Raw genomic sequence first — 26,392 nt, forward strand, 5'->3', positions numbered from 1 at the left:
TTCATGTCGGAAGATCGCCGACGAGGCGGTTGAAATGATTGCCGCTGACAGCGTACCCGCTACGCGGCAGTTGGCTGCATCGCATCGCGGAGCACCGATCTCGAGCCTGTCTCGAAACTCGGCGCGCCGGCCCACGCGATTGTCGCCTCCCACGTGGAACTGCCGATTGACGTCTGGCAGGGGTGGGTCAGCGCTGCGCACCAAGACTTTACCGGACACTAAGACTCAGGGTACCGAACCTCGGGTCCAACCACTTGGGTTGCGAAAGGCAGCAGGTTCCCGGGCGCTAGGCGCGGGTGCGCGCAACGCGAATGAGGGGGACGCCGTCCCTGTTGCGCCTTCAGTCGGGCGAGGGCTTCCGACCCGTGACGTGCGCCCCACTTGGGCAGCGACGAATGATGGAATACCATCGCGTCGGCATTCGTCGTTCAGAATGTCCGAATTCGGACACAAACCGACTAGTCGCTGGACGGAAAGGAGATCGCCGCGATTGCGATCTCGCGACACCGATAAACTCGGCGCGTACGGCCTAGGCCACTTGAAAACGAGGCAACCAACACTACGCGGCACAGGCAAAAAAAAGCCCGCATAGCGGGCCAATCGATTCATTCAGACCTGATAGAGAACATCTTCCCAATATGCTCTCTGAGTTGGTTCTCCTGCTCCTCCGTCACCACGCCTGCTTTGAACTTGAAAGTCAAGCCTTTAACGTCCTTCGTGATACTTCCGGCCTGCACCTTCCCGGCGAATATCTTCAGGATGCTACGCCCTCCAGCATCTGTAGTCGCACCGCCGCGACTAACATGCGCGCCCAAACTAGCGGCAAGCTTCGTTTGCACGAGGTCGCCTGACAAGACCTGAGGCCACAGTTCCTGCAGCGCCTTTAGTCCCGGTTCTCCGGACTTTTTCAGAGCATTGGCAACGTCCTGCGCCGACGACGCCCCCAACACAGAAGGCGTCAAATCCAGATCGCGCTTTACGAAATCAGGAAGCGCGTCGAAAGCCAAGAATCGGTAAAGATCACTGCGCGAGATTCCCATCGCCTCGGCCAATCGGGTCCGGTTAGGGAACTCCGCTTCCGCACGCCTGATTGCAATAGCGATCTCGTAATCGGATAAATCGTCGCGCGTCACGTTCTCCATCAACGCGAGCGCCGCCATATCCTGATCTGAGCAATCGATTACGACTGCCCGTATCGTCTCCTTGTTGATGAGCTTCTGCGCGCGCAGCCGACGCTCACCGGCTACCAACTGGAACGACTCTCCGATTCGGCGGACGGTGACCGCCTGTAACAATCCGACTTCATCGATAGATCGAGCCAGCTCAGACAGCTTGGCCTCGTTGAACTGACGACGCGGCTGCCACGGATTCGGCACGATGGCGTCTAGCGGAATCTCCGTCTCGACACCCTTCGATTCCAACTCTTGAATCCGAAGCTGCGCCGCCGCAAGTGCGCTCGTAATACCCGGCATCGTCTGCGGACCGCGGGCGTTGCGATCCTTCTTCGCCTCGCCTTTGAAGTCGGCCGGCTTCGGAAGGTTGGCCGTCTTGGCCATGAGTTGTTCTCTGATGTTGTTACTCACGCCGCCTCCTTCCAGGATTTAACGAACATATCGTCGAGCCACTTCGCATACTGCATCATTGGCTGCCGAACCCGTTGCAGCGACTTCGCCGTCGAGTGCGTGCTGACGACATCCAGCGCAGTCGAGAATGACAACGCACCGCCACTCATCACGGAACTTGCCGGAATCTCGAACGGATCAAGCCAGCGTCCATATGCGCTTTGCGCCCATTGGCGGACCACCGGCGCAGACGAAGTCTTACCGTAATCGACCTTCGACAGCAGGATCGAAATGAAGTCGTACACCTTGTCTTCCTCATAGGGCAGGAAGTCCTCAGCGACATCGGAAAAAAGCCGCCAGAATGCCAACGAGCTGATGAAGTCCAGATTCTCGGGAATCATCGGCATGACGAGCGCGTCGGCGGCCAGCAACGCGTTGAGGTTCATGTACGACAGCGAAGGCGACGTGTCGATCAGGATGTAGTCGTATTGCGCGCGCAGCGGCTCGAGGCCTTCCCGCAACACCGCCCAGAACCGATAGCCCTGGATCGTCTTCTGGCGTGCGGGAAGAAGAAACTCCGCTCCGTACAAAAAGGTGTGGCCGGGGATGATGTCGAGGCCATCCCAGTAAGTCGACTGTACACTCGCCCCCAGCCCGCCCTCGACGTTCTGGTCATAGATATAAGGAAGCACCGTGTCGTCTCCCGAGATTTCTTTCTCGGCATACAGCCCACAAAGTTCAGACGCCGACGCTTGCGGATCAAGGTCAATGAGCAGAACTTTTCGCCCCAGCAGCGTCAGTGCTTGTGCGAGGCAGACCGTTGTCGTAGTCTTCGCCGAGCCACCCTTCAACTGAGCCGTGGTCAGCACCTTGCCGCGGAACGTACCGTCCGCGTCATCGAGCCGGGTCTGATAGATATCGGACGCCATCTTTACCCACAGACGAACCTCGGGTAGCGTGAACGTACGGCTGCGTCCGCTTCCGTTGAGCGTGCCGCTCGGCAGGCCGCCTTCGCCCTTAGTCACAAGATATTGAATCTGCTGGCGAGTCAGATTGCACATCTCGGCGAGCTCGCTGATGGTGTAGAAGGGCGCAGTCTTGCGCGGGCGCGGCGCGAGAATCTGCTCGCGAAGGTTGTCCGAAAACGGTTCGAGGTTGTCCGCAAACTCCGCGACTTCCCGGAGCGACACCTTGCGATCTTCCATTGGTAAGCTGCCTACGTTGGCCATTCTGCGCTTTCTCCCTGTATTGACGCTGAAGCGCAGAATACACGAATATGCGTAAACAGGCTTGCAAAGCGGCGAAATTTCGCAGTTCCTTGTCGCGAAAAGGCTCTAAAGCGTGATACTTCGGCTTTCACGATGCGCACCTCACAACCCAAGAGCCGGTGTTTTCCAACCGAGTTTGTGGCACCGGAAACGCTCGCAGCACAAAAACCGCCTCGGGGGTGGTTTTTGTGTCCGAGCAAATCCTCGTTAAATCAATCACTTAGGTCAAAAGGAAGTGCCAATCGGCCGTCGTGTAGCGCCGGTTGGTTCGGTTTTTTTGTAAACCTAGACCTACACACCTACAAACACAGCTGCGAAAACCCTTTGTAATCAATGCGTACCCTTGTGAATAGAGACGGTTTTTGGGAAGAGCCGGGCGGTTTTTGTGCGGGCCCGGCTGCAAACTGGGCGGCCTGAGACGGTTTCTGTGCGCATTGGGGTGGAATTTGGGCCGTGCGCGCGTCCGCGGGGCGTTTTTTGTGCGGTCCGACAGGATGAAAGCGGGGCGGTTTTTGTGTTGACACGCTTTTCGCGCCTGTTAGAGTGCCGGGACAGTAGCCGAACCGAAGAATGGACAATCAAGATTTCACCGTCACCCCTCAGCAACTCGCGCTGGACATCTACGAAGATATGTCCGGACAAGGCGCGGCCATTTGCGAGGCGACGCGCGATATCGGTTTTCTGCGGAACAACATTTTCACGCGCGTGGGCGGCCTCGGGATCGCGGCGCGTCGCGTGCTCGACGCCGCGTATTTCATCGTCGCGACGAAAGCGCCGGACGAACTGATCGACGACAAGATCTACACCTTCACCGCCGACGTGAACTACTTCAAGTGGCTGATGCGCTACGACAGTCGCAACCACAGTCACCTGATCGCGCAGATGAGAGCGGCCGCGCGGGCGCGCGTCGAAATCATGACGGCGCCGTCCATCGAGGAACTGACGGAAAAGGACTCGTGGGGCACCATCAGTTTGCTCGGTGACTGCTACATCGAGCGGAACGTTGTCTGCGTGCTGCTTTCAGGACGCGTCATCAAGTATCTGATCAGCCCCTACAAGGCCCACTGGTTGAGCCTGCGTGCCTCCACGGCCTTTTCGCTGTCGCTCGCACGTGCGATCTACGACCGGCTGATTCCGTGCGAAGGTCACGGCGTGACCGAATGGTTCCCGTTCGAAGAGGTGCTCGAATGGCCGGGCAAAGTCGGTGAGTCGCGCAAGGAAGTCAAGGAGTTCAAGAAGCGGTTTCTGGAGCCGGCTATCGACCAACTCAATGAAGTCTCGGACTTCGACGTGAGCTGGGAAGCCAACGCCGACCGCGCCACGCGCGACAAGCTCAAGATCCGCTTTCGCTTCACGAAGAAGCAGGGCGCGGATGCAGCGCGGGCTGGCATCGCCGACGAGATGTACTTGCTTCTGCATAACGAATTCGCGTTCGACACGCCGGACTTCGAGCGCCTCGCCAAGCGCCGCGATGTGTGGACGGACGAGCGCCTCGAACAGGCGATCGAATACACGCGGTTCAAGCTGAACGAAGGCAAGGTCACCGTGAGCCCGCGCGGCTATCTCTTCAAGGCGCTGGAAGGCAACTATCGTATCGGAGATGCGGACCGCAAGATGGCTGCGATCAAGGCCCGCCAACTCGAAGAAGAGAAGAAAGGGCGGCGCGAGCGCGACGCCGCGCAGGCGCAACTCGAAGCGACCATCCAGGCGCAGAACGATTCCGCGAAAGCGAAGATCAGCGAAGAAATCAGAATGGGGCGGGAGTTCTTCGAATCCGCGGACGCGCAGTCACGCAAGGAACTGTGCCATTCGTTCGTCAGCCAGCTGATTCCGCAACGGCTCATCGAGAAACAGGGCCTGTCGCGCGAATCGTTGAGTGCGGAAAACATTCTGACGGTCAATCGCGTCGTTGCCGACGCGTTCTGCTCGCACGTGTACGTCAAGATGAAGAAGGCGCGGCCGAACTGACTCCCCGCATCCGGCCTCATTCTTTCGACGATGCCGGGTCGCTCAGCGGCTTCTGGCATGCCGCAAGCGCAGCGCCGAGCGCAAGCATGGCTGCGGAGTAGACGAGACCGCGACTGAGCCCGCCGCTGTCCGAAATGCGGCCGATCACTGTGGGACCGACAATCTGACCGACCGCGAAGACGATCGTGAAGGCGTTGATGCCGCTTGCCCATTGGCTCGCAGCAAGGTTGTGCCGGACGAAGGCTGTCGTCGACGCTACGGCGGATAAAAACGTCGCGCCGAACAGCAGACCGGATGCGAACGCGGCCACCGGATGCGCGAGCAGGGCGGGCACGAGCGTCGCCACGGCAAGGAGCGCGTTGAGCAACGCGAGCGCCTGACCGCCGCGCACCCGGTCGAGCAGTCCCGACCACACACGCGCGGAGACGACCGTCGCCACGCCGAGCACCACGTAGAAGCCGCTGACGACGGTCGCGGTCATGCCCGCCGTGCGCAGCAACGCGACGATAAACGTCATGTACCCGATATAGCCGACGCCGAAGCACCCATATCCCGCGAGCGCGAGGATATAGCGCCTGTGCCGCACCGGCCGATGCGCCGCGACTGGCGCTCCGCGTGCTGCCATCGGTTGCTCAGAGGCGGAGTCGATACGCCGCGCGGCCCACACTGCGGCTATTCCGCAGAGGGCGCACGCTGCCGCCAGCGCGAACCAGGCGTATCGCCAGCCGTGCGTATCGGACGATATCGTCAGCGGGACGAGGATCGACGAAAGCGCGATGCCCCAACCCGTGCCGCCGTAATACAAGCCGATGATGAGCCCCGAATCGCGAGGCGAAAGCGACGCGAGGCGGGCCGCCAGCACCCCGCCGCTCACGAAGACGAGCGCGCTCGCGGCACCGGTCACGACCCGCAGCAGAAGCAGCCCGTTGGTCTGTGTGACCGCGCCGCTCAATGCCATCAACAGCGCCGTCGCGACACAGCCTGCGACGAAAAGCGTCCGCGGCGCGCTCCGCCGCGAAAGCCGCCAGAACGCGAATGCGCCGAGCAGATAGCCCAGCGCGTTGGCGGTGTTCATCGCGCCCGCCTGCGCGAAGTTCCATCCGAGGTCGAGCTTCATCGGGGGCAGGAGCAAGGCATACGCGAAGCGGGCGAACCCGAGCGCGATTGCGCTGCCGAGCGACAAGGCGACCGCGAGCCGCCGCGCGTGCGAACGGCTTGCCGATGCAAAAGCGACTTGCGGCTGCGCCCGAGGACCCGCGCCGCTGTCGATAGTCTCTGGATTTCGCACGCTCGTCGCTTCTCCGGATCGCTTGAATCGCTGATGGTGCGGCTTATGGTAGCGCGTCGAGCTCGCCCGTACCCTTCGCATCGCCGCCCATCGTCGAATTCACGCGAAGCAGAAGTTACATCGGATGCGCGGCGACGAAATTCTTGAACGCCGCATACACCGGCTTTTGAGTGACGCCGTCGTTCATCAAGAGACCGTAGTTGCCTTCGCCGCCGACCGGATCGTCGTAGAGCTCGTACACCTGGATCGCCTGAAGGTTGTACCGCGACGCCACCGCGACGAACTGCGCCATCATCGTGTTTCCGACCATGTAGGACGCGATCTGCGCGTCCGAGCCGTAGGACGGGCGCACGCCGAACTCGGTCAGCCAGATCGGCTTGCCGAACGCCTGCAATGCGGCAAGCACGTCGTGGCAGCCGGTGCCGCCGCACGCGCGCGTGATGTCGCCCTGCTCGGAATACCAATGCCAGCCGGTGATGTCCCACGTGACCTTCGGATGACCCGTCGTGCCGTCCGGCTGCGTGCCGTTCCAGAGCATGTCGTCGAAGCCGTAGTGCAGCCACGTATCCCCGCCGATGATGATCTTGCCGTTCGTATCGACCGATTTGATGCCAGCGATCATGCCGCGTATCACGCCGCGCGCCTTCTGGAAGAGCGCATTGTCGAACTGTTGCGGATAGACGCCGTCCACGTTGCCGACCAGCGTCATCGCGCCGAGTTCGTTCGACACCTCGTAGTACGGATACCGATACGACGTCGCCGTCTGTTGACCGAGCGCAAAGCCCGCGGTGTAGGCGTCCGTCTCGCTGTTGAAGGTGCGCGGGTCGGACAGCAGCACCGGAAACACCGTCACGCCGCCTGCGGCCATCGACCTTGCGATGCCCGCCAGCTTCGTGGCGGTGGCCTGGCTGTACACCTCGTTGCGATACAGCTTCGCGCCGAGATCCTGCAGTTGCGAAAGCTGGCGCGCGGGACTGGAGATGTCGTAGGCGCCGCCTTCGTTGTTGTGGCCATTGGCGCCATAGAAGATCGACGCAGAGGCATTGACCGGCGCGGGGGCGCTTACCGGCGCGCTCGCGCTCGATCCTGTCGAGTTGTTCAGGCTAACGGGCGTCGCGTTGCTTGCCGTCGCCGTGCTGCTCGGCGAAGTGCTGCCCGGCGTTGTGCTGGCCGCTGCAGCGGCCGTGGAGTTCGCGGCGGACTGCGCGGTGGTCGTGCTCGGGGACACGACGGCAGTGCCGCTGCCCGAGTACGAAGCCGACGAAGCCGACGAAGCGGCGGAAGCCGCATCGCTGCCCGGATTGCTGACGGCGGTGCCGGTGGCGGCGCTTTTCGCTGCGCCCGCCGTGCCGTCGCCTCCCCCGCCGCCGCCGCACGCCGTCAGGAGCGCGGTGATCGCCAGAACTACGGCGAACAGGGCGCACGGGCGCGCCTGGAAAAGAGCGCGTGCATTCGAATTGATCGTCATTATGATTTCACTTAGGAATGCTGATCGAGACCGGGATCGCCCAACGCGAAAGCGCGAGCCGAATGTCCAGAAGACAACGGATGGATGAGCGGACCCTCGCGCGGCAAGCCCGATCGGCGATGCAAATGGAAAGTGCGGCGGGATGCGACACGCTGTCCCGCTTGGGGTTCGGACGTAACTACGGCCGGAAAAGACGGGACTTTAGGGTCCGGTGTCGTCAAATTTGCGTGGACGGCACGCGCTGAACGGGCAGGTCCGCCAACGTTTGCTCAAGGTCGGCGGCGAAGCGGAAATATGTGCCGGGAACTCAGGCTGATGCCGCTGTCGGCGAGAGCCGGCTACGCCTGTCGACCGCGCGCCCGTCTGCCGAAGCGGCGATGCTTACTGACTGCTCGCCGAAGCCGCCGGGGCGGGGTCGGCAGCGGCGGCGGCTGCGGTTGCGGCGGTTGCGGCCGTCTGCGACGGCAATGCCGGCAATCCGGGCGGCGGGCCGCTGTCGGGCAAGTTGAAGATCGGCATGGAACTCGGGCAGCGGAACGTGGTGAGCAGATCGCTCGTGAGCGGATTCGCCACGCTGCCGGCCGTCGCGATATCGAGCACCGCCTTGCGGCCCTCGAAGCCGAAGACGACACGCGTGCGGCCCGGCGTCGCCGTCGGCACGACTTCGCCGAGACGCATCAGGCGCATGAGCGCCCACGGGCCGTCGGCTGCGATGGTCGATGTATCGGCGCGGATGCGCGGGCTCGCCGTGAGTTCCGCATGCACGCCGCCGCGCGGGCCGGGCCAACTGATGCGAGTCGGCGTGACGGGGCCGTGCTGGTAGAGCGCGTTTTGACCGTCGATGTCGATGGAGAGGCTCAGGATCGTCGGATCCAGTTCGGCGATGCGGAGGTCGGCTTTCCAGGCAAGCTGCTTCTGGCCCTGGTCACTGAAGAAGACGTCGCGGATTTCCTTTGCGTGCTGGAACGGCTCGAGGTCCGGTCCGTGCACGGGCTCGGTCGAGCCGGGAAGGGTCTTGTACCGCCACGGCCTCGCGGAAGTATCGACGAACGGCAGCAGATTCTTCGTAAAGAAGTCGTCGAGCACGCCGCCCTGTGCGAACACGCGCGTGAAGTCTTCCACAGTCACGTCGCGCTTGCTCTCTGGCGAAAAGGGATAGTTGCCTTCCACGGTCAGACGGCACGCGTCCGTGACGACCGCCTGCATCTGCCGCGAAAGCAATTGGCCGATGCCTTGATTAACCTCGCGCGAGCCTTGCATCGACAGGCCGAGCAGCACTTCGCGGAATGGCGCGGGCATGGTGTTGGCGGCCATCTTCAGTTTGGATGCCGCGTCGCTCGTCGGTGGCAGGCTGTTGTTGGCGATTGCGTTGTCCGCGACCGTGAGCGAGGTGTAGTAATCGTTGAGCAGGCTCGTCACGCCGTCGAGGCCCGTCGCGCCTGCCTTGCCGTTGCCGGCCGTCTGGCCGCCGGACTGCGTGTCCGAACTGCCCGTGACCATCTCGCGCAGGGCAGCAAAGTGACTGTCGACCAGTTCACGTTCGACGCGCTCGGCTGCCCGAATGCCGAGCGTCTTTTCGGCCTTGTCCGCGACCTTGTCGCTCGCCTTGTCGAGAAGGGAAGGGCCGTCGGCCGAGACGTTGCGGGTGAGCGTCGTCTCGTGGACGGCCGCGTTCGCGAGCCGCGCGAGCGGCGAATCGGGCGCTGCGAAACGCCGCAGCACCTGCAGATCGAACGCGAGACTCGTGCCGCTGACCGTGCGAATGTCGCCGAGGAACGCGTCCCACTGCTGCGCGTACTCGGTCAGGTAGAGCCGGCGGATGGCCTCGGTGAGCGGATCGTCGGCGCCCGTGACCGCACTCGCAATCTCAGCCGTTTTTTTTTGAGCCTCGCCGAGATAAGAGCGGCCCATCACCCAGGCGTCGTCGTCACGCGCCGCATCGACGAATTCGTGCAGCCGCTTGTCGAACAGATTGCGGTAGCCGTCGAATGTGAAAAGCCCTGCCACGCCGCGCGAAAGCGGCGCGCCGCTCGCGCGCGTGAAGACGGTGCCCGCCTGTGGGCCCACCGCTCGCAGGAGCGTGAACTCGTCGGGCGCTTCCTTCTGCATGTCGGCTTTCGCGCGATCGTACAGGCGTTGCGTCGCATTGCTCGAGTCGAGAAAAGCGCGCGCCCGCTGAATCAGCCCGTCATTGCGGATGAGTGGTGATCGAACCACCCGGTCGCCAGAGAACAACTGCTCGACGTGACCGATCATCGACGCGCGGCCGCCGAAAATCGACGCGCTGTCCGTCTTCGCCCAGTCGTCCAGCACCCACGCCTTCACGTCGCCGGCCTTGAACTTGGCGGGATCGTAAAGCATGAGGTAGACGCGCAGCGCGTCGTACGCCGACTTCGAATCCTGACTCGCGATGGACGACGAGATGACATCTTCGAGACGATGGACGATCTGCGGCACGAGCAGATTGTCTTCGAGAGCCTGATACGTGAAGCGGCTCGCATCCGCGATGCCGGGGGCGGTGTACAGGCCGTACCGAAAGCTGGTGTCCGGCTCGGCGAGGTTCAGTCCTGTCCACGTCGGCAGATACAGCGCCTCGCTCAGCGTATCGGGCACGGCTTCCGGTTTCGGCTCTTTGTAAAGCGCTGCGACGCGCGCCGCGAGCGACTGCGTCTTGTGCGCGATGGCCGCCAGATAGTTGCTGTTGTTCTCGAAGCTCATATGCAGGCCGACCGCCAGCCAGACGAACAACATGAGCGCGAGCGCGTGACCGAGCAGGCGAAGCATGCGCAGGCGGTACTCCCAGCGCAGGTTCGGGCGCACGAGATCGGCCTCCGGCACGATCACCTTCGCGAACAGGTCCTGAAGGAAGTAGCTGTGCGTGCTCTGCGGCGCAGCTTCCTCCGGCGAAACGGCATGTCCGAGACCGGTGGCGAGGCGTTGAACGACAGTGAGCGGCTCGGCGACGACGCGCTGGGCGCTCTGCACCGCGCTCGTAAAATACACGCCGCGCAGCGTGGCCTGAAGCTGGGTGTCGTCGTAACGTGAATCGACGAACAGTTGCGCGAGGAAATCGACGAGCGGCGCGGCCAGCGCGCCGAACGCCTCGGGCAACACCGACAAGCGCCGGCGTCTGTCCATGTCGTACTCGTCTTCCAGCCGCGTGTTCACGCCATTGGCGAGACGCGAGGCGAGTTGCCGAAGCTCGCCGTCGCAGCGCAGAGCGAGGTCGATCTGCGATGCCTCGTTGCCAAGCGGCAGTGTGAAGCCCCACATCTGCGCGCGATGCTCTTCCGTCAGCGAACTGAAGTACTCTGCGAAGCCGGGCAGATGGTCCGTCTGCGTGACGATCAGATAAACCGGAAAGCGGATGCCCAGCGCCGTGCGCAGGTCTTCGAGACGCCCCCGCAGTGCAGCGGCTTCCGCAGCACGGACAGCGGGGTCCGCGGCGGTCAGCACGTCGAGCTTCACGGTCAGCAGCGCGCCGTTGAGCGGCGCGCGCGGGCGATGACGCCGCAGTAGCGCGAGAAAGCCGCGCCATTCATCGCTATCCACGGTCAGACGCCACTCCGGGTCGTCGCGCTCGCTGCTTGAGCCGAGCGCCGGATCTGTCTTCGCGGCACTCGCCGACGTGTCCGACTTCGCGCTTTCCGCGAGCTCTTTGGGACGATGCACCGGCCCGGAGGAGGTGCCGTGGCGCGTGTAGTGGCCCGCCGTGTCAATCAGGACCGCGTCGTTGGTGAGCCACCAGTCGACGTTGTCGGTGGCGGCTGAGCCGCCCGTGAAGCGCTTCGACGTCGTGCCGACCGGAAATTCCAGTCCGGCGTTCAGGAGCGCAGTCGTCTTGCCCGACCCTCTCGATCCTAGCGTGATGAACCACGGCAGTTCATAGAGGTATCGCGTGCCCTGAAACAGACGTCCGATGCCGCGCGCGCCCGTGCGCATGGTCCGCAGTCGCGCGATCGCGCTATTGACTCGGGCCTCGACGACCCGCAGGCGCTCCGCAGCCGGCGGCGCGTCTTTCTTCTTGCCGAACGCCAGCGCCTTCTCGAGAAACTTCTCGTCGTCGCGCATCTTGAAGAAGACCCAGGCAAGCCAGTACACCGCAAAGCAGACGAGCACGACGGTGATCGCGATGATGCGCGCCGATTCCGGCGCGAACGGCTGCGCGTTGCCGAAGCTGAGCAAAGGCGTCGCGTACCAGATCAGCACGCAGACCAGCGCGACGAACGCGGGGCTTGTCGGCGCCTCCTTGAGCCAGAGCAGCACGCCGACTACGAGCAACGCAATGATGAACACGCGCATGCCGACGCCGGCGAGCGGCTTCAATCCCCCGAACGCCAGATAAGGCCCGAGAAACCAGATCACCAGTCCGACGACGACCAGCCCCAGGAAACCGAGGAACCAGCGTGATCTCAGAAACGACAGCATTTTCATTCTTTCTTTCCGGATGGCATGAGACGGCTAGGGCGTGACCGTGATGGCAACACGGCGGTTCAGCGCGCGGCCCTGCGCAGTGGCGTTGTCGCCGACAGGGTCGGCTGCGCCCTTGCCGATCGCTTCGAGGCGCGAAGCGGGAACGCCTGCCGTTTGCAGCATCTGCATGACCTGCGTGGCGCGTTCGAGCGAGAGCGCATCGTTGGACGCGAATTGCTTGCTCTTGATCGGAATGTTGTCGGTGTAACCGGCCACGACGACCTTGCCAGGCACTTTCATCAACTCGTTGGCGATCTTGTTGAGAAGCGGCCCGATCGACGCCTTCACCGCAACGCCGCCGGGCGCGAACATCGCATCGCCCTTGAAAGTGACGGCGCTGTGACGCGCGTCTTCGTCGACGCTCACGGTGCCCGCCGCAATCTCGCTGCCGAGGAGCTCTTTCAGATGTGGCAGACGGGGCGCGGGCGGCGGCGTCATGCGGCCGATATCGACGATCTGCTTTTCGAGCGTCGTCGTCTGGTCGAGCAGGTGATACTTGAACCACCCGAAAAGTCCGAGCAGCACGACGCCCAATACCGCAAACGTAATCCAGGCGGGAAAGTCGTACACCGACATGCGGCGGCCCCTCGCGTCGGAGGCGACGTGCGGGGACAGCGCCATCGGCACGATGCCGCGCTGCGTCTGGATTTCGTTGTAGAGCCGCTTGCGCACGGCGTCGTGCTTGCGCGCGCCGTCCGCTTCGTGACGATAGCGGCCCATGAAGCCGAGACTGAGCACGCGGTAAATCACTTCCAGCAGATCGAGATGCTCCTGCGGCTCGGTCATCAGCCGGCCGATGAGCAGATAGATCTTGTCGCCGCCGTGGCGGTCTTCGTGGAATTCGGTCGCGAGACCCGTTGCGATCCAGCGCACGCCGGTCTCGCGCTTGCCCCACGGCGTTTGCATCGCGGCGTCGTCGAGCGCCGTGCACAGGCAATAGCGCGCACCGATCATGTGGTCGCGCCGGATGTTGGCCTGCTCGCAGAGGCGCTGGAAGATACGCACTTCCTGCTTGAGCAGCAGATGCAACTGGTCGATGCCCTGAAGATCGAGATCGTCCGGCATGTCCGCGAGCGCGCGCAGCAGCACGCGGGCCGCTTCGAGCAATGGATTTTGCGCCTCTTCCATCGCGCGCAGCCGGGTGACCGGCGGCTCGCCCGGCGGAATGCCGGCGAGCAGCGTGACCGTCTGCTCGTTCAGTGCGGCAGCGGCGTTGCCGGAATCATACGTGCCGGCGGACGACAAGCCGTCGCGTGGCGGCAGCCCTGTCCCGTGGCTAGGGTATCCCGCTTGCGGATTCACTCTCTTCCCCTGAATTCATGATTGCCGGGCGCGGCTGGAATCGCTGCGCGCCCGGTTGTTGCGAGCGACGCGTCTCAGCCGCGCACGCCCCACAGTTCGAGCTTGAGTTGCGGGAAGTCCCCGGCGACGTGCAGCGCTATACCGCCGTGCTGCGCGACCGTGTCCCAGAGCGGTCCCGAGCGCGACAGCTCGAAATAGACATAGCCCGCGTTGAACGGAATCTGACGCGGCGGCACCGGCAAGCCTTGCAGCGTGATGCCGGGAAGGTGCGCGCGCACGAGGTCGGGCAGACGCTCGGAAGGGCCGACCTTCGCTTGCGTGCCGAACTGGGCGAGCAGGGCGTCGGGCGGCATCGCGGCGGAAACGGCGAGCACGATTGAGCTGAAGCTGCGAATCTCGGTCGGATCGACCACTGCGTTGCGCATGCCGTAGCCCGCATCTTCGAACGGAATGGCCTGCGCGCTGCGAACCAGCACGGCGTTGAGGAGCCAATGCGTGTCGTCGACCACGGGCCTGAGACAGACGTGCGGCTCGATGTGCTGATACGGCGGGTGGCTCTCGAGCGGCCGGCGGGTGCTGGTGCGCACGTAAGTGGACAACTCGCCCGCCATGCTGATGAGCAGCGCGTACAGATCGGCGGGCGAGGTGGTCGGCACGCGGCGCATGTGCTGAAGCAGCGGCTCGTAGCGATTGAGCGTTTGCAGCAGCAGATAGTCGGACACTTCGGCGACCGAACCCGCCTTGCCGTCGCTTCCGGTCAGCCGGCTCGCGAGCGCGTTGGCGCGCAGGCGCGTGAGTTCGTGAATCTTGTTGAGCCAGCTTTCGAGCAGAGCGCTCGCGCCATAGCCGGAGACGGGCGGCACGAGCGTGTCGTCGAGCTGGATGCTGCCATCCGCGCGGATCGACATGACCTTGGTGAGCGGCAGCCCGATCCACGCGTCGGTCATTTCTTTTTCCGGCACCAGGCGAAGCCGCAAGTTCGAAAGTTGGACGGTGCGCGCGCCCTGACCGACCGAGTTCGTATCGCGCAGGTCGGAATCGAAGACGGCGTAGCGCGCGAGCGAATCGGCGGAGTCGTCGAACGTGGTTTCCTCGCCGTTGGGCACGCGAATCGGCGTGGCCAGATGAATGACCTGTTCCAGATGCTCGGAGCGGATGGTCAGCGGCGGGGGAGGGGGCGTGCTGCCCGGCGCGTCGAACGGCGTGCCATCCGCGAACACGCCGCTCGCCGACTTGATGATGACCTTGCCGAGCGCGAGCGCTTCGTTGTCGATGGCAAAGTGGCTGAAGCCGAAGAAAAACGGCGAGAGCGGCGCGGCGCGCTTATGGGCGAACTGTTCGAGATAGCGTTCCTGCTGCTGAAAGAGTTGCGGGCGCAGGAAGAGGCCTTCGCTCCAGGTGACCTTGTTGTACCAGCTCATAAGAGTGAGTCCTTACCTATTTTTTCTGTTGTTCGGCTTGTTCGTCGACGATCCTGATTGCGTTCGCGTCGAGGTTGATCGTCAGCTTGAGTTTCGGCGAGAAGATGCGATACCACGCGGCGCTCGGCGCGGCAGGAAGCGGCCATACGGCACGCCAGACGGAGTTCGGCAGATCCCGGTAAGCGGCGATCACGCCGAGCACCGTGGTGGCCTGTTGCGCGTCGCGCTTGATCGTCTTCGTGTCGCCGGGACGCATCTGGAGCTGGTCGCGGCTCACGAGGTCGTCGGCGAGCGCGGTCTTGTCCTTGTCTTGCAGAGAGAAGAAGTCCGCGTCGTTGAAGGCGGCGGCGTCCTTCAGTTCGTAGATGCGTACGATGATCGGCGCGGCGCGCTTCTGGTCGTCGGGATTGACACCCGACGCTGCCTTCAACGTCAGCGTCATCCTGACGGGTTCGTGGGGTGGAGCGGGGTCGCTGCTCGCGCACGCGGCGAGTCCCAGCGTGCAGATGAATGCAACGAGGACGGATTTGAACGGGCGCATCAGAGAAGAAACAGGTGAGGATTCAGGCATCGAAAGGGCCCGGCGCGCGAGACAGCGCGCCGGGCCCGGCTACGTCAGGACGCTTTACGCTTCCTTGTTGAGCTTGATGTCGTAGCCCGCGGTCACGGCGCCGCCGCTACCGCCCTGGGCGTTCTGCACCACGTACTCCTGCTTCACCTTGGCGAAGGACAGGCGCACGCCTTCGGTGATGCCGCTGTCGGTGTTGCTGCCCGAGGGCGCCACGCGCGTGACGATCACGTCGCTCATCGTGATCTTCAGGTATTCCAGCGGATTGCCGCCGGCCTTGCGGACCGTCAGAACGGCTTGATCGATGTGCTTGCCCGTCAGGCAGTACTTCATCAGGTTCGGGCTTGCGCGGTCGACCAGATGCACGAAGGTCAAGTCTTCGACGGTCGCCTTGCCGGCGCCGCCGCCCGAGCCCATGTGCATGTTCGACTGCTGGGAGATTTCCCAGCCCCAGCTCTTCACTTCGACCTCGTTCTTGTGAGCGGAATCTTGCGATTCGCCGTCAATTCCGTTGATCTTGATAAAGATGTCCTGTGCCATCTTGCTACTCCTTGTTATTGAAACGTACTACTGCTTTCTACGGGCTTCGGAGTCCGTATTTCTTGAATGCTTCGAGTACCGATCGCAGGCGAATGCCTGCGGATGTCGGAGCGGACTACACGCGCTTCATGCCGCTCAGGCTGCGTCCTTCACGGACGGCAGGCGAGCGACGAGGCGCAGCGACACGGTCAGGCCTTCGAGCTGGAAGTGCGGACGGAGGAAGAACTTCGCCTGGTAGTAGCCGGGGTTGCCTTCCACTTCCTCGACGACCACTTCGGCGGCTGCCAGCGGACGGCGCGCCTTCGTCTCTTGCGACGAGTTCGCCGGGTCGGCATCGACGTAATTCATGATCCATTCGTTCAGCCAGCGCTGCATGTCCTCGCGCTCGCGGAACGTGCCGATCTTGTCGCGCACGATGCACTTGAGGTAATGCGCGAAACGCGAGCAGGCGAAGAGGTACGGCAGCCGTGCGGACAGATTCGCGTTGGCCGTCGCGTCCGGATCGTAGTATTCCGCCGGCTTTTGCAGCGATTGCGCGCCGATGAACGTCGCGTGGTCCGTGTTCTTGCGATGCACGAGCGGAATGAAGCCGTTCTTCGAGAGTTCGGCTTCGCGGCGGTCCGAGATGGCGATTTCCGTCGGGCACTTCATGTCCACGCCGCCGTCGTCGGTCGGGAACGTGTGGCACGGCAGGTTCTCGACCGTGCCGCCCGACTCCACGCCGCGAATCAGCGAGCACCATCCATACAGCTTGAACGAGCGGTTGATGTTCACGCCCATCGCGTACGCCGCGTTGGCCCACGCGTAGTTGCGGTGATCCGGGCCGTTCGTGTCTTCTTCGAAGTCGAACTCATCGACCGGATTGGTCTGCGCGCCGTACGGCAGGCGCGACAAGAAGCGCGGCATGGCGAGGCCGATATAGCGCGCGTCTTCCGTGTTGCGAAGCGCATTCCAGGGCGCGTACTCCAGGTTCTGCGTGAAGATCTTGGTGAGATCGCGCGGATTGGCCAGTTCCTGCCACGATTCCATCTGCAGCACCGAAGGCGATGCGCCGGAGATGAACGGCGTGTGCGCGGCCGCCGCGATTTTCGCGATGGAGCCGAGCAAGTCGACATCGGGCGGCGTGTGGTCGAAGTAATAGTCCGCGACCAGGCAGCCATACGGCTCGCCGCCGAGCTGACCATATTCTTCTTCGTAAATCTGCTTGAAAAGCGGACTCTGATCCCACGCGAGACCCTTGTACCGCTTCATCGTGCGGCGCAGTTCTTCCTTCGACGCATCCATGAAGCGAATCTTCATGCGTTCGTCGGTCTCCGTGTTGGAGACGAGGTGATGCAGGCCGCGCCACGCCGACTCGAGCTTCTGAAAGTCGGTGTGATGCAGGATCAGGTTGATCTGTTCCGACAGCTTGTGATCGATCTGCGCGATGATCGCCTCAATGCTCTTGTACGCGTCGTCGCTGATCGTGAGCGACTGCTGCAACGCCTGTTCCGCGAGCGTGCGCACCGCGTGCTCGACCGCTTCGCGTGCCTCGTCCGTTTTCGAGCGGAATTCCTGTGCGAGCAGCAGGGAAAAATCGCTGGTCGTTTCGGTGGCCGCCGCTGCGGCCTGTGCCATCTGTTTTGCCATCGTGAACCTTGTACGTGCTGTTTATTCGCTGTGCGTGTCGGGCTTGGTCGCGCCTGTCCGTTATTGCGCGGTCTGATCCGCTTCAGACTTGCGCGCGCCGGAATCCGCCTGCGGCTTCGGTTCGGCAGCGAGCGACTTCAGGAGCGCCGGGTCGGCCAGCAGCTTGTTGATGAGCGACTCGGCTCCGGACTTGCCGTCCATGTACGTCTGCAAGTTGGCGAGTTGCGTGCGCGCGTCCAGCAGCCGGCGCAGCGGCTCGACCTTGCTCGCGACCTTCGCCGGCGAGAAGTCTTCGATGCTTTCGAACGTCATGTCGACGAGCAACTGACCTTCGCCCGTCAGCGTGTTGGCCACCGAAAACGCGACGCGCGGCTTGATCGCCTTCATGCGCTCGTCGAAGTTGTCGATGTCGATGTCGAGAAAGCGGCGGTCCGCGACGGGCGGCAGCGGTTCGACCGGCTTGCCCGACAGGTCGGCGAGCACGCCCATCACGAAAGGCAGCTCGACCTTTTTCTCCGAGCCGTAGATCTCGACGTCATATTCGATCTGCACACGGGGCGCACGATTTCTCGCGATGAACTTCTGTGAGCTGTTTGAGTTTGATGCGGACATGCATGACTCCGTAAACGTGGGGAGGATCGGCAGAACTCAGCTGCTCTGGCCGACGGGGAACGTGACCGCGGACGACGCGCTTTCGAAGACGATCGCGGAAGCCGGCGCGGCGCTCATGTCCGCGACGTCGATGCGAATGCTCGCGAGCGGGCGCTGCGACGAGAACGCGTCGAGCCATAGCGCCGAGAGCGCGGGCAGCACATGCTGTTCGATGAAGCCGATGAGCACGCGCGCTCCGGTTTCCTGCACGAGGCAGTGAGCGACGATGTATTCGATGAGACGCTCGCTGTATTCGAGCGCGATCTCGTGGCGCTCGGCCATGCGTCGCACGACATGGTTCAGATGCAGCCGCACGATGCTTGCGAGCGACTCCTGCGCAAGCGGCCGATACGGCACGAGCGAGACGCGGCCGAGAAATGCAGCGGGGAAGGCCTTGAGGAGCTCGGGCGCGAGCGCGGCGCACAGCGCGCTGTGATCGGGGGCGAGCGCCGCATCGGCGCACAGGCTCGTCACGAGTTCCGAGCCGGCATTGCTCGTCAGCAGGATGGTCGTATTCCGGAAGTCGATATAGCGGCCGTCGCCGTCTTCCATGTAGCCCTTGTCGAAGACCTGGAAGAACACCTCGTGCACGTCGCGATGCGCCTTTTCGATTTCATCGAGCAGCACGACGGAATAGGGCCGGCGACGAACGGCCTCCGTCAGCACGCCGCCTTCGCCGTAACCGACGTATCCGGGAGGCGCACCCTTCAGTCCCGAGACCGTGTGCGCCTCCTGGTACTCGCTCATGTTGATGGTGATGAGATTCTGTTCGCCGCCATACAGCGCCTCAGCCAGCGCCAGCGCGGTCTCGGTCTTGCCGACGCCCGACGGCCCTGCCAGCAGGAAGACGCCGAGCGGCTTCTTCGGATCGGTGAGCCCGGCGCGCGCCGTCTGCACGCGCTGGCAGATCGACTTCAGTGCATCGCCCTGTCCGATGACGCGGGCCGCAAGCGTTTGCGGCAACGTGCGCACGGCGGCGACTTCGTCCTTCACCATGCGGCCCACGGGAATGCCGGTCCAGTCCGAGACGATTTCGGCGACGATGGCTTCGTCCACTTCCGGGAACACGAGCGGCGACTCGCCCTGAAGTTCGCGCAGTTCGTCTTCGAGGCGGCGCAGTTCCGCGACGGACGGCGCGACGGTCTGGTCATCGGTGCCGGCTGCGTTGCATGCGGCATCGCGCGCGGCGGCGAGTGCTTGCGCCGCGCGAAGCTGATTCTGCCAGCGCGCGTCGATGATGGATTCTTCGGCGCTGAATTGCCCGATGCGCGCCTGCGCAGCCGTCAGCGCCTTCTCCGCGTCGATGCCAATGCGCGCCTCCTGCCCCAGCAGGTCGAGCTCGACCTGGGCTGCCTGCACGCGTTGGCGAATCTCCTGCAACTCGCGCGGCGCCGCATGCTGCGAGAGCGCGACGCGGGCGCATGCGGTGTCGAGCAGACTGATCGCCTTGTCCGGCAACTGCCGCGACGGAATGTAGCGATGCGACAGCAGCACTGCTGCGCGGATGGCTTCGTCGCGAACGATCACGCCATGATGCCGCGAAAAAGCCGTCGCGAGCCCGCGCACCATGTCGATGGCGGCGTCTTCCGCCGGCTCCGGCACCTGCAGCACTTGAAAGCGCCGGGTGAGCGCCGGGTCCTTTTCAATGTGTCGCTTGTATTCGGACCACGTCGTCGCGCCGATCATGCGGACCGCGCCGCGCGCGAGCGCGGGCTTGAGCAGATTCGCGGCGTCGCCGGTGCCGGCCTGTCCGCCTGCTCCCACGAGCGTATGGATCTCGTCGACGAACAGGACGATCGGTGCGGGCGACTTCACAGCCGCTTCCAACACGCCTTTTAGACGTGCCTCGAATTCGCCCTTCATGCTGGCGCCCGCGAGGAGCGCGCCGACATCGAGTGTCATCAGTCGGACTTCGGCGAGCGATGGCGGAACGTCGCGGCTCGCGATGGCGAGCGCGAGGCCCTCGACCACCGCCGTCTTTCCGACGCCGGCTTCGCCGGTCAGCAACGGGTTATTCTGCCGACGGCGCAACAAGACGTCGATCAGCGTGCGAATTTCCTGCTCACGTCCGACGACCGGATCGATTTCGCCGGCGCGGGCGCGCGCCGTGAGGTCGAGGCAATATTGATTTAGCGGCGAGCCGCTCGCCGCCCCGCGCATTGCGCCAGAGCTTTCACCCGGCACGGCCGAGGAGAAATCGCTGTTGTCATAGGGCGCGTCGTCGCCTTCAGGGGAGCCGCTGATCCAGGCGGTCAGTGTGTCGCCGGACACGTCGACGGGAATGCGCGCGAGCGCCGACGACACCGAAAGCAGCACGCGGCGAAGCTCCGGCGTGCCCGCGAGTGCTGCAATCAGCCACGCGCCGCGCACACGGCGGTCGCCATGTTCGAGAGTCGCGAGCACCCAGGCACGTTCGATGGCTAGTTCGATGTAGTGCGAGAAATCGCTGATGGAGCTTGCACCCGAAGGCAACGCGTTCAGGGCGCGGGCGACATCGCGCTCGAGCAAGTCGAGTTCGATGCCTGCGTGACGAACGATGCGGTGCAGGTCGCTATCGGGAAGCTGCAGCAGCTGATGCAGCCAATGGACGAGCTCCACATATGGATTACCGCGGAGCTTGCAGAAAGTTGTAGCTGATTCAATGCTTCGGAACAGAGTAGCTCCGAGCTTTCCAAATAAAGCCTGGCGGGAAACGGTCATTGTTTTTCTTTGATGTTCGGATGCCGTAATAAATCCTGCGGCATCCAGCTTTCTTTTTTGTCTTTTTATGCGACCGTGCGATATGAGCGTATGCCTCGGTCTTCGCCGGTCGCGTCGAACCGCAGCGATTATCCATGCCAAAGCGCGTTCGTCAACGATGCGCGAGAGTGTGGCGGCTTATCTCGACCGTGCGATTTCTCGATTGCTCACGTTGCACGACAATTTCTATTTTTAGGTCCGACAGAGATTTCAATGAGTTAGAACGATTAACGGCCTACTGAACGAATGCATTCTCGACAGTTGCGACAGTTTCACCATGCAATGCATTCTTCGTAGAAATTCGTAGTGGTTTATCTCAATTTAATTGATATGGACACCTTGGTTTGACCGTGTTCTAATCCGGCCCCGTCCTATTCTTGGAAAGGTGATTCGCGATCGCGTAGAAGTATTCGGATCGTGAATTCAAGCTGCGATGAGACTTGCCAGACTGTTTCGCACCGCGCCGTCGAATGCGCGCCGCATGGAACCGCAAGGTCAGCCGGTTTCGGGCGTAGGCTCGGGCAGCGTGCAAAGAGCAGGGCAACGCGATCACGGCGATACGTCTCATGCGACGTCGCCCTATGGCGAGAATGCTGTGCTCGACCTGCTCGGCGGCGCAGCAGACTCGAGCTCGGCACGCTTCATCGTCAAGGCTGCAGACGACGCAGGAAGCAGCGCGGGCGACCGGTTAATGGGTTCGCTATACGAGCAATACTGCCAGGCGCTGGACTCGCCGCTCGCATCGCTCCCCGATACGTGGGTCGATGCGGCGAGCGGCGAGGGGATGCCTTTACGCGATCAGGAGCTTGCGTCGCACCGCTGGCGTGACCAGGCCGTCGGCCCGGTTGCCGCCATCCTGGGTGACATCTCCAACCTCGAACAAGCGTTCGGGCCGATGCATCACATCGGGCCCTACGCCGCGGCCAGCGTTGAAGAGGTCCCCGAAGTGCTGCGTCTCTTCGCTCCCCCCGAATACCACGCCGCATCGGCGCGTAGGCCGAGCCCGATTCTGCCGTCGCTCGTGCGGCGCGAACACCACACGCTGGCCATCGACAGTCCCGTACGGCCACTGAACACTCCTCACGAACGCGAACAAAAAGAGACCCTATGAGCGCAAACACGCCGAAGCGGACCGACGCGAAGCCCGGCTCCATGGCCATCGACGAAGCGATCGCCAGCCTCGTCACCGCCATTCGCAAAGAACCTGCCGTCGCGGGGCATCGGTGGTCGCTGTTCCAGTGCTTCTCCGTAACGGGCGAGTGGGAGAGGGCGATGCAGCAGTTGCAGGTCTACGGACAACTCGACCGTTCGGCGGAACGCGTGGTGCAGACATTCCGCGATCTCGTTCGCGCTGAACGCTGGCGCGAGCGCGTCATGGACGGAACGCAGGCACCAGCTCTGGTCTATGACGACGCACCCGAATGGATGCGCTCGCTGATCGCCGCGCTGGGCCTCGCGGCCGGGGGCGATTTGAACGCCGCGGACCGGGCGCGCGAGGCGGCGCTCGATGCCGCGCCGCTAGTCGCAGGACGCGCGGCGGGGCAGGCTTTTCAGTGGATCGGCGACAGTGACTCGCGCCTGGGTCCGGTGTGCGAGTTCATCAGCGCGGGCAGCTATCGCTGGGTTGCCTTGCCGGACATTGCTCGCTGGCGGGTACGTGAGCCGTCTTCGCTCATCGATCTCGTCTGGACGCCGTGCACCCTCACGCTGCTGGACGGTGCGACGCTCCACGGCTTCGTTCCCGCCCGCTATCCGTTGCCGTCTGATGGCGCCCACGCAAGCCGCGAGGCGCTTCGGACCGGACGTGAAACGGTGTGGGAGGAAAACGGGCGCACGGGCGTGATCGGGCATGGCCGCAAGACATGGGCGACGGATGCCGGCGACTTCAGCGTGTTCGAGATCCCGGATTGCGCATTCGGGCAGGCCGCCATGCGCGGCGAAGAGCCGCTCGCAAGCGAGGGCTCGAGTCAGTGAAGACGACGCTACACCGTGGCTTCGGCGCGCCGTCAGCGGCGCCCCGCCGGGCCGATTGTCACCTGATGCCGACGCTGCTTGACCGCCTCCGCGACGACGCGCCGCAGCGCCAGAACGAAGCGCCCGGTGAGTACACCGTGACGCGGTCGCAGATGCGCGACATCATCCAGCGCGATCTCGCCTACCTGCTCAACGCGATCAGTATCGAAGATCAAATCGACCGGACCCGATATCCCGAAGCTGCCGCCTCAACGGTGAACTTCGGCGTGCCGCCGCTGGCGGGCGCGTTCGTCGCTTCGCACCGCTGGCCGGACGTCGAAGCGAAGATCAAGCGCGCGATCGAGGACTTCGAGCCACGCCTGCTGCGCGACTCGCTGTCGATCGTGCCGCTGTCCGGAGTCGACAACAACGGACGCTATAACAACCTCGCGTTCGAGATCCGCGGCATGATCCGGATGGACCCGTATCCGCTCGAGTTCATGGTTCAGAGCTCGCTGGATCTCGAAACGAGCCGTCTGCACGCCACCGCGCGCCGCGGTGGCTGATACGCGCCGCGCGACACAACACAGGCATCGAATGGACCCGAGGCTGCTCGACTATTACAACCAGGAACTGGTCGCCCTGCGTGACTTGGGCGCGGAGTTCGCGAAGGCACATCCCAAGGTGGCGCACCGGCTACTGACGCAGCCCGATGAAGCCGTCGACCCGTACGTCGAACGGCTCGTGGAATCGTTCTGCTTCATGGCGGCCCGCATGCAGGTCAAGCTCGACGCGGAATTTCCCCGTTTCGCGGGTCGTCTGCTCGAAGTGATCTATCCGGACTACACCGCGCCGACGCCCTCGATGGCGGTTGCGCAGTTCCATCCGGACTCACGCTCCGACGAACTGGTGCGAGGCGTCACCATCGCGCGAGGAACGGCGCTGAAAGGACGCGTGGCGCCTGGCGAAAAAACGGCTTGCCAGTTCCGCACGGGTCACGACGTGACCCTCTATCCGCTTGCGATCACGCGCGCCACACTTGCCGGCATGCCCCGCGATATCCGTGCGCTCGACCGCTACGTGCCTGAGAACGTGCGCGTGCGCGACGCATTGCGCTTGCGCCTGCGGACGACGAACGGAGCGCGCATAGCCGACCTGCGCGGCCTCGATCGGCTGCCGGTGTATCTGAGCGGCGATGAACAGGTGGCGTCCCATCTCTTCGAGCTTCTGCATTCCGCGAGCGTGGCGACCGTCGTCGGCGCGCCCGTCGATCTTGCGGATGGAACGCGGCCGGTTTCGGTCATCACGTCGGAACCCGTCGCGCACGAAGGGCTTCGCACCGATCAGGGCTTGTTGCCGCTCACCTGGTCCAAGTTTCACGGCCACAATCTCCTGCAGGAGTACTTCGCCTGCCCGAGCCGTTTCCTGTTCTTCACGTTGACAGGACTCGAAGACGCGCTGCGCCGCATCGACGGCGATGAAGTCGAGATCGTCGTGCTGCTGAGCCAGTCGAGCGATCGCCTGAACGGCCTCATCGACGCGTCGCGGTTCGCGCTTTTCTGCTCGCCCGTCATCAACCTGTTCCCTTGCCGCACTGACCGCATCGAAGTCACGCACGCGGCGGCCGAATTTCATCTCGTGCCGAGGCGGCTCGCGCCGCTCGACTATGAGGTCTTCGCCGTCGAGTCGCTCGCCGGTCACAAGGGCAATGGCGCGGCCGGACAGGAATTCCGCCCGCTTTATCAGACTCGCAATAGTGACGAAGGCAACTATGGCCGCTATTTCTCGGTGCGTCGCGAAAGCCGCGTGCTGTCCGAAGCGGTCCGCCGCAACGGCTTGCGCACGCCGTATGTCGGCAGCGAGGTCTATGTGTCGCTCGTGGATCAGCACAACCCGCCGTACGACGAAGACATCCGCTATCTGTCCGTCGACGCGTGGTTGACCAACCGCGACCTGCCGAGCTTTGTTCCGCGCGACGGCATGAACGATCTCTTCGGCGATCTGGATGCGCCCGTCGCCAGTATCGGGCTCGTCCGCGCGCCCAGTGCGCCGCGCGCGCCATTCGCGGAACGGGAGACTGCGTGGCGCCTTATCCGGCATCTGAATTTCAATTACCTACCGCTCGAAGAAATCGATCATCGGCCGGGCGGGCAAGGCCTGCGCGACATGCTGAGGCTCTTCGTCGCCGCCGACGACAGAATCCACCAGCGTCAGGTCGAGAGCCTGGTGGGCGTCAAGACGCGACCGGTCTCTTGCAAGCTGCCCGGGAAGGGGCCGCTCGTGTTCGGGCGTGGCATCGAATGCCAGCTGACCGTCGACGAAGCCGGTTTCTCCGGCGTCAGCCCCTATCTCTTCGGCGTGATTCTTGAGCACTATCTGATGCGGCATGTGTCCATCAATACGTTCACGCAGACGGAACTTCATTCCATGCAACGCGGCCGTTTGATGCGCTGGCCGGTTCGCATGGGTTCGCGTGGAGGCGTCTGATGGAGCGAGCCACCTCTACCTCAACGTTGCGTGACACGGCGTTCTCTCATCGAACGCTGGAGCGGCTGCAGGCGGAGCCGTGGCGATACGGCTTCCTTTCGTTGATGCGCCGCATCGGCGCCGCTTCGAATAGCGGGCCCGTCGGCGCAGCGCGGCGGCCGCAGGAAGAGCCGTTTCGCCTCGGGCAGAAGCCCAGCCTGACGTTCGCCCCGCGAGAACTCGCGAGCGTCAGTGAACGCGACGGACGCCTCTTCGTGCGCCTGTTCGGCCTCGGCATGTTGGGACCGAACGGACCCCTGCCCATCCACGTAACTGAAATCGCGCGTGAGCGCGAAGAAAGCCGGCGCGACCGCACGCTCGTCGATTTCCTCGATGTCTTCCATCATCGCTATTTCACGCTGCTGTACCAGACATGGGCGTCCGCGCAGTCGACGGCGGGGCTCGACAGGACAGGCACGGGGAGCGAACGCTTTTCGTCCTACATCGGATGCCTGAGCGGGCAAGAGCCGCGCGAGATCGCCACCCGCGCGCTGCCAGCGCATGCGCAACTATCCGCATCGGCGCACAGGGTGCGCGAATCGCGCAACCCCGACGGCCTGCGCACGACGCTCGAACGCTACTTCGGCGTGCCGGTTGCGATAGACGAATACGTCTTCCACTGGATCGAAATGGCGGCGAGCGAGCGCAGCCGTCTCGGCGCGCCGGGCGCACCGTCCATCATGGCCGAAGGCGCGATTCTCGGGGAGCGCGTGCCGGACCGGCAGTACCGCTTTCGAATCGTTATCGGGCCGCTCGGCATCGACGCGTATTTGCGCTTTACGCCTCGCGGCGCGGACCTGCCGAAGCTCGTCGACTGGGTGCGCACGTTCCTCGGCCACGAATTCGACTGGGAACTTGAACTGCGCATTCGTGCGAAGAGCGCGCCGCCCGCCGTGATGGGCGGCCCGCAGCAGTTGGGATGGTCAGGCTGGCTCGGACAATCCCCGGACGACCGGCCGATCACCGGCATGCGCTTCGAGCCTGAACGCTACATGACAAAGCTCGCATCGTGATATGCGAGCCAACCAGAACAACG

Annotated in this window: 18 protein-coding genes; 6 read left to right on the forward strand and 12 right to left on the reverse strand. The window is 63.5% G+C overall.

What is annotated here, in order from left to right:
- Nucleotides 1-605: 605 nt before the first annotated feature.
- Together NCR37_RS23805 and NCR37_RS23810 are read right to left on the reverse strand one after the other, a co-directional pair.
- A complete protein-coding gene (locus tag NCR37_RS23805; protein WP_250475270.1) occupies nt 606-1,583 on the reverse strand; it encodes a ParB/RepB/Spo0J family partition protein in 978 nt (325 codons plus the stop codon).
- Complete coding sequence (locus tag NCR37_RS23810) at nt 1,580-2,791, reverse strand: ParA family protein (protein ID WP_250475271.1); 1,212 nt, start codon at nt 2,789-2,791, stop codon at nt 1,580-1,582. Before NCR37_RS23810 ends, NCR37_RS23805 begins: the two co-directional genes overlap by 4 nt.
- Before the next feature lie 609 nt (nt 2,792-3,400).
- Here NCR37_RS23810 and NCR37_RS23815 point away from each other — a divergent pair.
- Nucleotides 3,401-4,798, forward strand: a complete 1,398-nt coding sequence (locus NCR37_RS23815; RefSeq protein WP_250475272.1) for a replication initiation protein — start codon at nt 3,401-3,403, stop codon at nt 4,796-4,798.
- A 16-nt stretch (nt 4,799-4,814) separates the two neighbouring features.
- On the opposite strand, the gene NCR37_RS23820 is transcribed toward NCR37_RS23815, so the two are convergent.
- From NCR37_RS23820 to tssH, 10 genes are all read right to left on the reverse strand, one after another.
- Entirely contained in the window at nt 4,815-5,981 is a 1,167-nt protein-coding gene (locus NCR37_RS23820; RefSeq protein WP_250475321.1) for a YbfB/YjiJ family MFS transporter, read from the reverse strand.
- 220 nt (nt 5,982-6,201) lie between these two features.
- Nucleotides 6,202-7,116, reverse strand: coding sequence for a glycosyl hydrolase (locus NCR37_RS23825; RefSeq protein ID WP_250475322.1), 915 nt, complete (start codon nt 7,114-7,116; stop codon nt 6,202-6,204).
- A gap of 819 nt (nt 7,117-7,935) precedes the next feature.
- Nucleotides 7,936-11,988, reverse strand: coding sequence for a type VI secretion system membrane subunit TssM (gene tssM / locus NCR37_RS23830; RefSeq protein ID WP_250475273.1), 4,053 nt, complete (start codon nt 11,986-11,988; stop codon nt 7,936-7,938).
- Nucleotides 11,989-12,015: 27 nt separating this feature from the next.
- Entirely contained in the window at nt 12,016-13,272 is a 1,257-nt protein-coding gene (tssL, locus tag NCR37_RS23835; protein WP_284507007.1) for a type VI secretion system protein TssL, long form, read from the reverse strand.
- A 131-nt stretch (nt 13,273-13,403) separates the two neighbouring features.
- On the reverse strand, nt 13,404-14,750 hold the full coding sequence (gene tssK / locus NCR37_RS23840) for a type VI secretion system baseplate subunit TssK (protein ID WP_250475274.1): 1,347 nt from the start codon (nt 14,748-14,750) through the stop codon (nt 13,404-13,406).
- 16 nt (nt 14,751-14,766) lie between these two features.
- Nucleotides 14,767-15,291 (reverse strand): type VI secretion system lipoprotein TssJ, encoded by a 525-nt coding sequence (gene tssJ / locus NCR37_RS23845; RefSeq protein ID WP_250475275.1) that lies wholly within the window; start codon nt 15,289-15,291, stop codon nt 14,767-14,769.
- An 84-nt stretch (nt 15,292-15,375) separates the two neighbouring features.
- Nucleotides 15,376-15,858 carry an Hcp family type VI secretion system effector gene (locus NCR37_RS23850; RefSeq protein ID WP_250475276.1) on the reverse strand — a complete coding sequence of 161 codons (483 nt, stop codon included), beginning with the start codon at nt 15,856-15,858 and terminating at the stop codon, nt 15,376-15,378.
- Nucleotides 15,859-15,993: 135 nt separating this feature from the next.
- Nucleotides 15,994-17,487 (reverse strand): type VI secretion system contractile sheath large subunit, encoded by a 1,494-nt coding sequence (gene tssC, locus NCR37_RS23855; RefSeq protein ID WP_250475277.1) that lies wholly within the window; start codon nt 17,485-17,487, stop codon nt 15,994-15,996.
- Nucleotides 17,488-17,547: 60 nt separating this feature from the next.
- Entirely contained in the window at nt 17,548-18,099 is a 552-nt protein-coding gene (gene tssB, locus NCR37_RS23860) for a type VI secretion system contractile sheath small subunit (protein ID WP_250475278.1), read from the reverse strand.
- A 36-nt stretch (nt 18,100-18,135) separates the two neighbouring features.
- The gene (gene tssH / locus NCR37_RS23865; RefSeq protein WP_250475279.1) at nt 18,136-20,838 is read right to left on the reverse strand and encodes a type VI secretion system ATPase TssH; all 2,703 of its coding nucleotides are present in this window, start codon (nt 20,836-20,838) and stop codon (nt 18,136-18,138) included.
- Nucleotides 20,839-21,358: 520 nt separating this feature from the next.
- On the opposite strand from tssH, the gene NCR37_RS23870 reads away from it, so the two are divergent.
- The 5 genes from NCR37_RS23870 to tssG are packed head-to-tail and all read left to right on the forward strand — an operon-like array spanning nt 21,359 to nt 26,369.
- Nucleotides 21,359-21,988 carry a TagK domain-containing protein gene (locus tag NCR37_RS23870; protein WP_250475280.1) on the forward strand — a complete coding sequence of 210 codons (630 nt, stop codon included), beginning with the start codon at nt 21,359-21,361 and terminating at the stop codon, nt 21,986-21,988.
- Nucleotides 21,985-22,851, forward strand: a complete 867-nt coding sequence (locus NCR37_RS23875) for a type VI secretion system accessory protein TagJ (RefSeq protein WP_250475281.1) — start codon at nt 21,985-21,987, stop codon at nt 22,849-22,851. Before NCR37_RS23870 ends, NCR37_RS23875 begins: the two co-directional genes overlap by 4 nt.
- Nucleotides 22,848-23,396 carry a type VI secretion system baseplate subunit TssE gene (gene tssE / locus NCR37_RS23880; RefSeq protein ID WP_250475324.1) on the forward strand — a complete coding sequence of 183 codons (549 nt, stop codon included), beginning with the start codon at nt 22,848-22,850 and terminating at the stop codon, nt 23,394-23,396. Before NCR37_RS23875 ends, tssE begins: the two co-directional genes overlap by 4 nt.
- Nucleotides 23,397-23,427: 31 nt before the next feature.
- Complete coding sequence (gene tssF, locus NCR37_RS23885) at nt 23,428-25,317, forward strand: type VI secretion system baseplate subunit TssF (protein ID WP_250475282.1); 1,890 nt, start codon at nt 23,428-23,430, stop codon at nt 25,315-25,317.
- Nucleotides 25,317-26,369, forward strand: a complete 1,053-nt coding sequence (gene tssG, locus NCR37_RS23890) for a type VI secretion system baseplate subunit TssG (protein ID WP_250475283.1) — start codon at nt 25,317-25,319, stop codon at nt 26,367-26,369. The genes tssF and tssG overlap by 1 nt, the downstream gene beginning before the upstream one ends.
- Nucleotides 26,370-26,392: the final 23 nt, after the last annotated feature.

Source organism: Caballeronia sp. GAFFF1 (assembly GCF_023630705.1).
In the GTDB taxonomy this organism is placed as follows: Bacteria; Pseudomonadota; Gammaproteobacteria; order Burkholderiales; family Burkholderiaceae; genus Caballeronia.

What these genes read in the sequence shown, in the direction of transcription:
- tssG (WP_250475283.1), top strand. Translation starts at nt 25,317, where the DNA reads ATGGAGCGAGCCACCTCTACCTCAACGTTGCGTGACACGGCGTTCTCT.
- NCR37_RS23850 (WP_250475276.1), bottom strand. Translation starts at nt 15,858, where the DNA reads ATGGCACAGGACATCTTTATCAAGATCAACGGAATTGACGGCGAATCG.
- tssB (WP_250475278.1), bottom strand. Translation starts at nt 18,099, where the DNA reads ATGTCCGCATCAAACTCAAACAGCTCACAGAAGTTCATCGCGAGAAAT.
- NCR37_RS23810 (WP_250475271.1), bottom strand. Translation starts at nt 2,791, where the DNA reads ATGGCCAACGTAGGCAGCTTACCAATGGAAGATCGCAAGGTGTCGCTC.
- tssF (WP_250475282.1), top strand. Translation starts at nt 23,428, where the DNA reads ATGGACCCGAGGCTGCTCGACTATTACAACCAGGAACTGGTCGCCCTG.
- tssC (WP_250475277.1), bottom strand. Translation starts at nt 17,487, where the DNA reads ATGGCAAAACAGATGGCACAGGCCGCAGCGGCGGCCACCGAAACGACC.
- tssK (WP_250475274.1), bottom strand. Translation starts at nt 14,750, where the DNA reads ATGAGCTGGTACAACAAGGTCACCTGGAGCGAAGGCCTCTTCCTGCGC.
- tssM (WP_250475273.1), bottom strand. Translation starts at nt 11,988, where the DNA reads ATGAAAATGCTGTCGTTTCTGAGATCACGCTGGTTCCTCGGTTTCCTG.
- NCR37_RS23870 (WP_250475280.1), top strand. Translation starts at nt 21,359, where the DNA reads ATGGAACCGCAAGGTCAGCCGGTTTCGGGCGTAGGCTCGGGCAGCGTG.
- NCR37_RS23815 (WP_250475272.1), top strand. Translation starts at nt 3,401, where the DNA reads ATGGACAATCAAGATTTCACCGTCACCCCTCAGCAACTCGCGCTGGAC.
- tssH (WP_250475279.1), bottom strand. Translation starts at nt 20,838, where the DNA reads ATGACCGTTTCCCGCCAGGCTTTATTTGGAAAGCTCGGAGCTACTCTG.
- NCR37_RS23875 (WP_250475281.1), top strand. Translation starts at nt 21,985, where the DNA reads ATGAGCGCAAACACGCCGAAGCGGACCGACGCGAAGCCCGGCTCCATG.
- tssJ (WP_250475275.1), bottom strand. Translation starts at nt 15,291, where the DNA reads ATGCGCCCGTTCAAATCCGTCCTCGTTGCATTCATCTGCACGCTGGGA.